This window comes from Pseudorhodoplanes sp. (assembly GCF_035565855.1).
In the GTDB taxonomy this organism is placed as follows: domain Bacteria; phylum Pseudomonadota; class Alphaproteobacteria; order Rhizobiales; family Xanthobacteraceae; genus Pseudorhodoplanes.
The window spans coordinates 1-8,034 of record NZ_DATMRX010000295.1 but is presented as its reverse complement, the minus strand read 5'-3'; the positions used below and the strand labels follow the sequence as shown (position 1 = coordinate 8,034).

Sequence of the window (8,034 nt, the reverse complement as noted above, 5' to 3'; positions counted from 1 at the left end):
CGGTGTAGGTCGCTCCGGCGATGACATGGCGCTGGTCGGCGAGCGCGGGTTCGATCTCGACCACGCGATCCACATCGATGACCTCGCGATCGCAGCCATGCTTGCGCATCAGCGCGGCGACGCGCGCAGCGGCCTCGAATTCCTTCACGTCGCGATAGAAATGCAGGATGCCCTTGGTGCGCTCGTCATAGTGGAAGCCTTCCCGCGCACGGATCGCCTGGATCAGACCGCGGCTTTCGGTTGCGAGCTTCACGATCTCCGTGGTGTTCCGGTCGGCGCGCGACGGCAGGCAATCGACCAGGAATTTCGCGATCCACAGCCACTGGTGAATGTCCAGTTTCGGCCTGAACAGCAGCGGTGCGTCGCTCCGGAACAGCCATTTCAACACCTTGAACGGCGCCGACGGATTGGCCCAGGGCTCGGCATGGCTGACCGAGACCTGCCCGCCATTGGCAAAGCTCGTCTCCAGCCCCGCCGCCGGCTGACGGTCGATGACGCAGACCGACTTGCCGTTGCGAAGCGACCAGTAAGCCGTGTTGATGCCGACCACGCCGGCGCCAAGCACGATGACATCGAAATCGTTGCGGGAAGAGAAATCGTTGCAGGAAGACATTGGCGCTCAAGGCCTCCAGAGCTGGCGCGCATCCGCTCAGTCGCGAATGTGGCCCCCTCTGTCATTGGCCTGAGAGTATCGCCGCCCGGCCTGATTGCCGGTACGACTTACACCGTCGGCGGGAGCCTCGTCTGGGTCCGCGCCTCGACACTGCGTCGGAGACACGGTCCCGGCTCCACTCTTCAGAGTGCTAACCTTCGGAGCGGTCCTTTTGCCTGAGAGATTCCGGGGCGGTTGCTCCTTCGGCGCCGGCCCTGCCGAACCACAGGGCCAGTCTCTCCCGCTCGCATGTCAGGTATGCGCTCCGCGGCCGAAAGTCGACCCGATCACGGCTTTATGAGCTTATGAGCGGCGATAGGTTGCATCCGCATCGAACGTGCGGCCTTCGCGGAATTCGAGCTTCGGCTCGCCGGTCTGCCCGAGCGGAACACTGCGGTAAAAACAGGACCGCCGGCCGGTGTGGCAGGCGCCGGACCCTGCCTGCTCGACCTTGATCCAGATCGCGTCCTGATCGCAATCGACGCGCATCTCGACCACACGCTGGGTGTGGCCGCTCTCCTCGCCCTTGCGCCACAACTTCTTGCGCGAGCGGCTGTAATAATGCGCCTCGCCGGTTGCGATGGTCCGGGCCAAAGCATCGGCATTCATGTGCGCCACCATCAGGACCTCGCCGGTCGCGGCATCGGTCGCGACCGCGGTGACGAGCCCGTCGGCATCGAATTTGGGCTGAAGGCTGGTACCTTCCTCGATCTCGGCGGAGGCGGCCATGAAACGGCTCCCGAAAATGACAATGGCCGGGATTGCTCCCGGCCACCGCTATATCACGACGATCGGTGCCGTCAGTCAGCGCTGTCCGGCCCGGATCGAGGTCAGGAAGCGGACCTGCTCGTTGGGGTCGTCCCGGAAGCTGCCGCGAAACTGCGTTGTGACCGTCAGCGCGCCGGGCTTGGTCACACCGCGGATCGACATGCACATATGCTCGGCCTCGATCATCACCGCGACGCCCTTCGGCTTCAGGATCTCGTCGATCGCCGTCACGATCTGCGCCGTCATATGCTCCTGGGTCTGCAGGCGAAGCGCAAAGACATCCACCAGCCGCGCCAGCTTCGACAGGCCGACAACCCGGTCCACGGGGCGATAGGCAACGTGCGCCCTGCCGAAAAACGGCATCATGTGGTGTTCGCAATGGGAGTTGAAGGTAATGTCGCGCACCAGCACGAAGTCGTCATAGGCCTCGCTTTCGGCGAAAGTCCTGTCGAGCACCTCTGCCGGGCATTCGGTGTAGCCCCGGAACATCTCCTCATAAGCCTCGACCACGCGCTTCGGCGTATCCAGCACGCCCTCGCGCGCCGGATCATCACCGGCAAAGGCGATCAGGGTGCGAACGGCCTCCTCCGCCTGCTCCCGGGTGGGCCGGTTTTTCACCGGCTCCGGAGCGGCGCGCACATGGTCGGACTGCGAAGAGGCCGACGTCTGCTTCGGCCAAGGCTTTACGATAGCGTCCATGGTCTCTCCGTTCGACCGGCACGCGACGTCGAAGGGGTGCCGGGGGTGTCACCGGGTCGGCCGCGTCGCCCTCCTCCGGGCTTGGACGCTGCATTCCCGGCGCCATATATAGTCGGTTGCTGAGGCAAGACAAATACGCTTTCCCGATCCGAACCATCGGCTCAATGCATGCTGAATGACGTCTATAACGCCAGAATTCTGGAACTGGCAGGCTCGATACCCCGTATCGGCCGCATTCCGGACGCGCATGGCAGCGCCACCGCCCATTCAAAGCTTTGCGGTTCGACCGTCACCGTCGACCTCAAGATGGAGGGCGATACGGTGACCGACTTCGCCCATGACGTGAAGGCCTGCGCCCTTGGCCAGGCGTCGTCGTCGATCATGGCGCGCCATGTGATCGGGTCCCAGGCCGAGGAATTGCGCGCCTTGCGCGAGACGGTGCGCCGCATGCTGAAGGAAAACGGCGCCCCGCCGGACGGCAAATGGGCCGACATCAAGGTGCTGGAGCCGGTGCGGGACTACAAGGCGCGGCATGCCTCGACGCTTCTGACATTCGACGCCGTGGTCTCGGCGATCGACCAGATCGAGAAGAAGCGCGCAGCTGCCAAGGAAGCCGCGGAGTAAAGGCAGCCGTCTCGCGCAAAGACGAGTTGCAGGTGGTGGCTATTGGGCCGGACGCTTGAGTTCGGCGTGCTCCGCGGACGCATTCGCAGGCTGCGCGCAATGCGACAGAAGGCGCGTCACATTCGCGGCAGCGCCGGTATTCCCGATGCGGACAACCGCCGGATCGCTGTTCTCCGCCGTAGATTCAATCACCAAGGACCGCAGCCCGCTGGCTGCGAAATTCTGCAGCATCCCGCTCGTGACCGCCCCACTTGCGTTCGACATCTGCTCGCCCGGATTTTGCCCGGGGCGCGTCGCTTCGACGGTCAGCGGAATGATCTTGTTGGCGATACGGAGTTCAACGCTCTTCAGCGGCTGCGGACCTGCGTCTTCGACGTTTCGTCGCAGTTCGCTGTAGAGGACGACAAACTCTCCGGCCTTGTCACCGCAGGCGAAGGTCAAATCGATCGAGCCAATATCGTCGCCTTCGACGGTCAGCGGATGCCGCCGCCGCAACGACGTTGAGCCACCATTCTCAGCCATGACCCAACCCCGTTCGCGCTCCTCGCGCGACGAGAAGGACACGCGGCGCGGCGCGAACTGATTGGTCGCCGCGCTGGCGGTCGATTGCGGCGCACTCGCCCGCGCGTCCGTGAGATCGGAATTGTCGAGCTTCATCCGCCGCATCTCGTCACGCGACAGGACGCGCATCGGCTCCCACGGCGGAATGCGCAGCGACAATTCAAGCAGATCGACGCTGCCGCCCATCTCGATCGTGTATTGGGCGAGCTTGCCGATGTCGCGCTGCACGAGGACAAGGTCCTCGGCGCTGTAATTTGCAGCAGCGGCGTCGTCTCTGCGGTCGCCGAGCCAGATCTGGTGCACGCGGACGCGCGCTTCAGGCGGCACGATCCGCTTGGCGCCGGAGAGCAGCACGAACGCACACATCGACTCGCAATCGGCGCGCGGCACAATGTTCGCGACACGCGGGTCGGCGGCGCCCTTCACCGGGACCGTACGCCCGACCGTCGTGGTCATCTCAAGCTTGCGGATGGCCCGGCCGAGGGCGATGGCGCCGTGAACGGAACCGCCTTCGGAATTCAGAACGATGGTTGCGCCGCGCAGGTTATGCTTTGCGGCAAAAGCCTCGAACTCGCGCGCCGTATCGGCACGGATCATGCCCGTGGCTGAAACCCAGGTTCTGCAGGGGGCCGTGCAGTTTGCCGCATCCTGACGCATCGTGAACTGCATCGGGGCCGAACGCGACGGGTCGCTTTCGGCGACCGGCGCGGCGAAAGACACAAGCAAACATCCAAGTGCGACCGCACCCATCCGGCGCAGCTTCATGCAACTCCCCCGGTTCCCGTGATCCCACGGTACGTGGAAATTCGGCTTGTTGTCCGCCGATCTGTGGGATCGCGTGTCACCCGGTGTATTTTTTAATATGCGGCCGGGATTCGCGTCCAGCGAAACTGTTGCTGTGCAACGAAATACCTATACGGGAACCGGAACCTTTTCCCTGTCGAAAGTTCCAGTTTGCTCCCTATTTAGAGGGACTTATCGAACGATGTTGCATCAGTGATCGCAAGAGTGGCGACACCGAGACGCCTATTGAATCTCGCGTTGTGTGTCCGCAGCGCCCCACGACAGGCGGGCCGCGGTCTCATCCGCCTGTACCGCTACACGCTGTCGCCGCTGATCGGGTTTCACTGCCGCCATTTGCCGACCTGTTCCGAATATAGCGATGATGCATTGCAGCGCCACGGACTATGGGCCGGCGGGTGGATGACGCTCGGGCGCCTGTGCCGCTGCCATCCCTATGGAACCTCGGGGCTGGATTTTGTCCCCGCGCACCTGCATCCCGAGGCGCGCTGGTATCTGCCCTGGCGCTATGCGCGCTGGCGCTCGACCAACGGAACTCCGCCCGGCGACGCAGCCTGAGTCCGGCCACGGCCGCGAACCAGTGCACCGGAGGCATCCTGCATGCGCCCGCGCACCAGATCGAGCGCGCAAACCACGAGACCGGCGCCCAGCACATACCATCCGGGACGGATGGCGAGGTCGAAGTCGAACACCGTTGACAGCACTGTCATCGGCGAAACCCGGTACCACAGCGCGATGCCGGCCGCCTCGCCGAGGAAGGTCGCCAGCGCCACCCCGATGGTCATGAAGAACAGCGTCAGCGTGGAGAGTTCCGGCCCTTTCCGGGCGGCGACCACGCGATAGACCATCAGCCAGCCGAACAGCCCGCTGATGGTCGCGGGCAGCGTGAAGTCTGCCTTGGTCTGCTGGAAAAAATGAATAAGCGACAGAAAAGCGACGAGATAGGTGATCTGATGCAGGCGCCGCCAGCGCAGAGCGCCGAGCCGCTTCACCATGGTGTCGTTCGAGGTGACGGCGAGCGCAAACAAGCCGATCCAGGCAACAAGGCCGACGGTCAGATACAGTCGCTTGACGATCTCAAGCGCCACCTTGACGAGATCGAAGCGCTCATCGGCGACGTAAAGCAGGATGTGCAGCGTCGCGTAGCAGAAGGCGCCCACCCCGATCATGCGGCGCACATCGATCAAACCGGAGAAGCGTCCGCTTCTTCGCAGCGGCGTGATCGCAAGCGCAACCAGCATGAAGATCAGCGCCCAATAGCCGGTGCGGTGCACGAGGTCATTGAGCAGCCGCGGCGCAAGCGCGTGCGCATACCAGGCCTGAAGCGCGAGCGCCGCCGGCACAAGCAGAAAGACCAGCGCCGCAATACGGAGCGCGGAAACCCGCCCCCGCCGGTCACGCCAGAGCTGATAGCCATGAACCGTCATGCAGCCCGCCTAACACATCGCGCAATAGCATCGAAGCATGACGTTGATGCACTGACGGGGTTGTGACCGGCTAACCCGCGGCGGCGCGACGATCACGCGATGGTTTGCGGATCGCGCTCTGCAGCACCCGCTTCAATTCCGCGATATCGTAGGGTTTGCGAAGCACCGGCAGCCCGCTCGGAAGCGGCTTGTCGACCGCATTGTAATAGCCGGTGGTCAGCACCACCGGCAGGTTCGGGTAATCCTTGGCGATCTGCTGCCCGAGTTCGACGCCGTTCATGCCGCCCGGCATCTCGACATCCGAGAAGACCAGGTCAAATTGTTCGCCGGTGCGCAAGACCTCGAGCGCCGTCTGGGCGCTGGCGACGCGCGTCACCTGATAGCCAAGCTCGTTGAGCAAGGCGGTCGCAATATCGGCGACTTCGGTATTGTCCTCGACGACGAGTATCGTCCCGGCGGCAACCTGCGCCGCATCGCCGATGGGCGCCGGCGCCGAACGCTGCGGCTGTTCGTGCGAGCGCGGCAAGTACAGCGTGAAAGTCGTGCCCTGTCCGACTTCGCTCGATACCGTGACGGTGCCGCCGCTCTGTTTGGCAAATCCATAGACCTGGCTGAGCCCCAGTCCGGTGCCCTTGCCGACATCTTTCGTCGCGAAGAACGGCTCGAAAATCCGCCCAACCGTCTCGCGGGGAATGCCGCAGCCGGTGTCGGACACTGCAAGGGCCACGAAATCGCCCGTCAGCCGGTCCTGAGCCGGATCGCCACGCAGCGTCACCGGACGCACGGTGAGTTCGATCACGCCTCCGTTCGGCATCGCGTCGCGGGCATTCACCGCAAGATTGAGAACGGCAAGTTCAAGTTCGCTCAGATCGACCCGCACCGGCGCGATGGTGCCCGGCACGTCAATTCTCATCTCGATGTCGCCGCGCAGCGACGGTGCGAGCAGCGAGCGGAATTCACGCACCCGCTGCGCAAGATCGATCACCTGAGGCGTGAGATTCTGCTTGCGCGAAAATGTCAGAAGCTGGCGCACCAGACTTTCGCCGCGCTGCGAAGCGGTATCGATCATGTCGAGCTTGCGCAGCAATTTCGGGTCTTCGAGATTGCGGCGGAGCCGATGCACATTGCCTTTCACGATCATCAGGATGTTATTGAAGTCGTGCGCGACGCCGCCGGTCAATTGCCCGATCGCTTCCATGCGCTGAGCCTGGCGCAGTGCGCCCTCGGCGACGGCGCGCCGGCCCTCCTCCTGATAGAGCCGCCGCGTGCGCTCCAGCGCCACCCAGATCGCGCCGAGCAACACCACCGTCACTGGCAATCCGAAGGCCAGATACCCCGCCATGGCTTTCAGCCACTCCGCGCGGATTGCGGATGTTTCCACGCCGGCGACGACGAACACGGGCAGGTTCGGCAATTTCTTCCATGTCATGCGTCGCTCGACGCCATCGGTCGCCGATACGCGCGTGGTGAACGCGCCCGCCGGATTGCTGCGCATGGTCTCGGCGAGCATCGATGTCATGGCTCTGCCACTGCCCGTCGCGAAAGGAGGATCGCGCGCAAGCACCGCACCGTCCTCGCGCACGAGCGCCGCATATCCGCCCGGGAAACCCAGGCGAAGCTTCTCGAAAAAGCGCTCGAAATAGGACGGCAGGATCGAGATCTGGATCACGCCGCGAAAGGTACCGTCGGGGCTCGGCCGTGCCCTGCTGACACTGAAGAATTCGCCTTCGGGATACGGTTCGCGCGGCTTCAGCACGGTGCCGACAAAGATCCGACCCGCCTGACCGACATGCGCCTGGAAATAGTCACGGTCGGAGAAATTGACCCCTTCGGGCTGCGGATAGGCGATCGAATTGACCAAAGCGCGACCGTTCGGATCGAAAACCCAAATCGACTTGAATTGCGGGAGGGCGAGGACAAGCTGCTTCAGCCGCTGATGCAGCCGCGCTTCCTCGGCCACGATCTGGTCATCCGACATCCCCCGGATGACCTCATTTGTTTCGGAAATGCTGCGCTCGATGGTTTCGAAGACCTTGAGGGCGTGCTCCTGCAGGATGCTGGCAGTTCGTTCGATCCGTTCGTCGGCGACCGCATGGGTCTGCCTGTAATTATTCACCGCCAGGATGAGAAACAGCACGATCGGAAGAACAAGGGCCGCCGACATGGCGAGCCGCAGCGACCGGATGGCGGAAGATTGCGCTATGTCCATTGAATTCCGGGCAACACTTCCAACGCCTTCAGCCGGCCCGGTCACTTGCTCACCGGGTCCGTCGGGTCGTCCGCCGCAAACGCCCGACCAGCGATAATGTTCCGGCACGATCCGAGTATTCCGGGCGCGAACATCAGGTGCGACCACCACATCGCATCGGCGCTCCGTTCAGCGCTTCCAAAAGCCCCTTGGTCGACAGCCTGGTTTCCCGCCGCCACTCGTCCTTTTCCTCGTGCAGCACCATGGACTCGCTGGCCGCGAGGCGGCTCAGCGCATCGGCGGCCACCGGCTGG

General features: G+C 63.7%; 8 protein-coding genes and 1 riboswitch. Of the genes, 2 read left to right on the top strand and 6 right to left on the bottom strand.

What is annotated here, in order from left to right; genetic code table 11:
- The 3 genes from VN004_RS17110 to folE all read right to left on the bottom strand — a co-directional run.
- Positions 1-613 (bottom strand): FAD-dependent oxidoreductase (locus VN004_RS17110; RefSeq protein WP_325612544.1); only part of this gene is annotated, 613 nt, incomplete at its 3' end.
- A 193-nt stretch (positions 614-806) separates the two neighbouring features.
- Positions 807-906: riboswitch (glycine riboswitch) on the bottom strand.
- 49 nt (positions 907-955) lie between these two features.
- Positions 956-1,381 (bottom strand): phosphoribosyl-AMP cyclohydrolase, encoded by a 426-nt coding sequence (gene hisI, locus VN004_RS17105; RefSeq protein WP_325612540.1) that lies wholly within the window; start codon positions 1,379-1,381, stop codon positions 956-958.
- A gap of 75 nt (positions 1,382-1,456) precedes the next feature.
- A complete protein-coding gene (gene folE, locus VN004_RS17100; RefSeq protein WP_325612536.1) occupies positions 1,457-2,119 on the bottom strand; it encodes a GTP cyclohydrolase I FolE in 663 nt (220 codons plus the stop codon).
- A 168-nt stretch (positions 2,120-2,287) separates the two neighbouring features.
- Here folE and VN004_RS17095 point away from each other — a divergent pair, with 168 nt between their 5' ends.
- Complete coding sequence (locus tag VN004_RS17095; RefSeq protein ID WP_325612534.1) at positions 2,288-2,743, top strand: iron-sulfur cluster assembly scaffold protein; 456 nt, start codon at positions 2,288-2,290, stop codon at positions 2,741-2,743.
- A gap of 39 nt (positions 2,744-2,782) precedes the next feature.
- Here the strand turns inward: VN004_RS17095 and VN004_RS17090 are convergent, their stop codons facing one another.
- Positions 2,783-3,901, bottom strand: a complete 1,119-nt coding sequence (locus VN004_RS17090; RefSeq protein WP_325612532.1) for a hypothetical protein — start codon at positions 3,899-3,901, stop codon at positions 2,783-2,785.
- A gap of 432 nt (positions 3,902-4,333) precedes the next feature.
- Here VN004_RS17090 and yidD point away from each other — a divergent pair, with 432 nt between their 5' ends.
- Complete coding sequence (gene yidD / locus VN004_RS17085; protein ID WP_325612530.1) at positions 4,334-4,663, top strand: membrane protein insertion efficiency factor YidD; 330 nt, start codon at positions 4,334-4,336, stop codon at positions 4,661-4,663.
- Here yidD and VN004_RS17080 read toward each other — a convergent pair.
- Positions 4,612-5,532: a protein-methionine-sulfoxide reductase heme-binding subunit MsrQ gene (locus VN004_RS17080; protein WP_325612527.1), complete on the bottom strand. Its 921-nt coding sequence runs from the start codon at positions 5,530-5,532 to the stop codon at positions 4,612-4,614. The two genes, yidD and VN004_RS17080, sit on opposite strands and share 52 nt — an antisense overlap.
- A 70-nt stretch (positions 5,533-5,602) precedes the next feature.
- Positions 5,603-7,741 carry a hybrid sensor histidine kinase/response regulator gene (locus VN004_RS17075; RefSeq protein ID WP_325612524.1) on the bottom strand — a complete coding sequence of 713 codons (2,139 nt, stop codon included), beginning with the start codon at positions 7,739-7,741 and terminating at the stop codon, positions 5,603-5,605.
- Positions 7,742-8,034 lie beyond the last annotated feature (293 nt).

What these genes read in the sequence shown, in the direction of transcription:
- VN004_RS17080 (WP_325612527.1), bottom strand. Translation starts at nt 5,532, where the DNA reads ATGACGGTTCATGGCTATCAGCTCTGGCGTGACCGGCGGGGGCGGGTT.
- hisI (WP_325612540.1), bottom strand. Translation starts at nt 1,381, where the DNA reads ATGGCCGCCTCCGCCGAGATCGAGGAAGGTACCAGCCTTCAGCCCAAA.
- VN004_RS17090 (WP_325612532.1), bottom strand. Translation starts at nt 3,901, where the DNA reads ATGATCCGTGCCGATACGGCGCGCGAGTTCGAGGCTTTTGCCGCAAAG.
- VN004_RS17095 (WP_325612534.1), top strand. Translation starts at nt 2,288, where the DNA reads ATGCTGAATGACGTCTATAACGCCAGAATTCTGGAACTGGCAGGCTCG.
- VN004_RS17075 (WP_325612524.1), bottom strand. Translation starts at nt 7,741, where the DNA reads ATGGACATAGCGCAATCTTCCGCCATCCGGTCGCTGCGGCTCGCCATG.
- folE (WP_325612536.1), bottom strand. Translation starts at nt 2,119, where the DNA reads ATGGACGCTATCGTAAAGCCTTGGCCGAAGCAGACGTCGGCCTCTTCG.